This window comes from Microbacterium sp. Bi128 (assembly GCF_918698205.1).
Genome location: NZ_CAKKMM010001058.1, coordinates 1 through 1,800, shown reverse-complemented (window position 1 = coordinate 1,800; position 1,800 = coordinate 1). Strand labels below are relative to the sequence as shown.

General features: G+C 66.8%; 4 protein-coding genes. 2 read left to right on the top strand and 2 right to left on the bottom strand.

Annotated features, from left to right (window positions below):
• On the bottom strand, positions 1–350 hold a 350-nt coding region (locus LQV45_RS29730; protein WP_230010724.1), incomplete at its 3' end, for a dienelactone hydrolase family protein.
• A gap of 101 nt (positions 351–451) precedes the next feature.
• Positions 452–628, bottom strand: coding sequence for a CsbD family protein (locus tag LQV45_RS29725; RefSeq protein ID WP_043435744.1), 177 nt, complete (start codon positions 626–628; stop codon positions 452–454).
• A gap of 175 nt (positions 629–803) precedes the next feature.
• On the opposite strand from LQV45_RS29725, the gene LQV45_RS29720 reads away from it, so the two are divergent.
• Positions 804–1,277 carry an SRPBCC family protein gene (locus LQV45_RS29720; protein ID WP_230010721.1) on the top strand — a complete coding sequence of 158 codons (474 nt, stop codon included), beginning with the start codon at positions 804–806 and terminating at the stop codon, positions 1,275–1,277.
• The coding region (locus tag LQV45_RS29715) for a pentapeptide repeat-containing protein (RefSeq protein ID WP_230010718.1) at positions 1,277–1,800 on the top strand (524 nt) is incomplete at its 3' end. The genes LQV45_RS29720 and LQV45_RS29715, both read left to right, overlap by 1 nt.

Below are 1,800 nucleotides of genomic sequence, written 5' to 3'. Positions count from 1 at the left end.
AGCCAGTCCCGGGCGGCGGCCAGATCGGTGAAGGCCCGGCCCTCGCCCGCGGAGAGCGCGCGCATGGTGGCGACGAGGCAGCGGCGCGCCCCGCCGTCGCTGTACAGGTCAACGGCCAATGTCAGGTAGCCGGCCGCCGCCATCCGGTCGGCGTGGCGGACGGTGATGTCGTCCAGGCCAAACGCCTCATGGACCATCAGGACCGCGGGGAACGGCCCTTCGCCCTGCGGCGTCGCCAGGTAGCCGCGCAGCGCCGGCGAACCGCCAGCGGCGGCGCCGGACCGGCCTAGGTCGGTATTGCTGAGATCCCGGGCGGCGGGCTTGCCGCGTCCTGCGTGTGTCCGTGCCATTCTGACCCCTCCGTCGGCTGTGGGGCCATTCTTGCACGGGCGAAAAAAGCGGCGCCGGAGATCCCCCAAAGGAAAATCCGGCGCCGCCAACGTCCTAAAGACTAGTCCTTCTTGAAGGCGTCCTTGACGTTTTCGCCGACCTTCTTCGCGTCGGCTACAACCTGGTCCTTCTGGCCCTCGGCGCGCAGCTGGTCGTTGCCAGTGGCGTTTCCGGCAGTTTCCTTGGCCTTGCCGCCGAGGTGCTCCGCTTCGTTCTGAATCTTGTCTCCGACACCCATGGTGTAGGCCACCTTTCGTTCCGGTTGAAAATACTGTCCGATCAGCCTAACACAAAGCATGCTTACTAATTCAAGGGGTCTCGCGGGGCAATTCTCCGCAGCGTCATCCGCGGCAGCGGCGGCGCGGTTCGCGAAAGGATGAAATCCCCCCGGCCCGCGGGCTAGGCTCGAGGTCATGGACCACAAGACCACTCTCACGCAGCACATCAATGCTCCGGCGGACGCGGTCTGGGCGGTGGTGTCGGACATTCCCGGATCTGCCGCGACCCTCTCCGGCGTCGAATCGATCCAGATGCTCACCGACGGACCCTATGCCGTGGGTACCCGCTGGAAGGAGACCCGCACCATGATGGGGCGCGCGGAAACGGTGGAGATGTGGGTTGCCCAGTCCGAGGCGCCGTCGAACGGCCGGGCCGGCAGCACCACTGTGAAGGCCCTCCAGGGCGGCGCCGACTACACCACCAGGTTCGCGCTCGCGGAGCGCGGCGGGGGAACCGACCTTACGCTGACCTTTGGCGCCGAAGTCATCAAACCGACCCGGTTCAGCAGGATCATGCTCACCGTGTTCGGTCCGCTCGGGATGCGCATCACCCGCAAGGCGCTTGCAAAAGACCTGGCGGACATCGCGGCCAAGGCCGAGTGCCAGTGATGGTCCGGCGCACCGCGGCGGAGAAAACCCCCAAGGTCACCGCCCCCCGGCTCGCGCCGGTCCGTCCCGGGGATCTGCAGGACGACCCTGCCCCGGAGTTCCGGCGGGGTGTTCGGTACGACGGCGTCCGCTACAGCCGCGCGTCGGCAGACGGTCTGGACCTGGGCGGTACGGACTTTGCCGAGTGCGAATTCACCGGAGTGTCCTTCAATGAGACGCAGCTGCGGGGCGCGACTTTCCGTGACTGCATCCTGGCCGAGACGTACGCCCCGGTGCTGATGGCGGCCCGGACCAGCCTGCGGGATGTCGAGATCGGCAACCCCCGCTGGGGATCGGCGGAGCTCTATGAAAGCGGCTGGCAGTCCGTGCGGATCGACGGCGGCAAACTCGACTACGTGAACCTGCGCGGGTCCAAGCTCACGGACGTGCAGATCAGCGACTGCATCATTAACGAGCTGGATCTGGGCTCCTGCACCGCCACCCGGGTCGCCTTGAAGAACTGCACGATCGGCACCCTCGATTT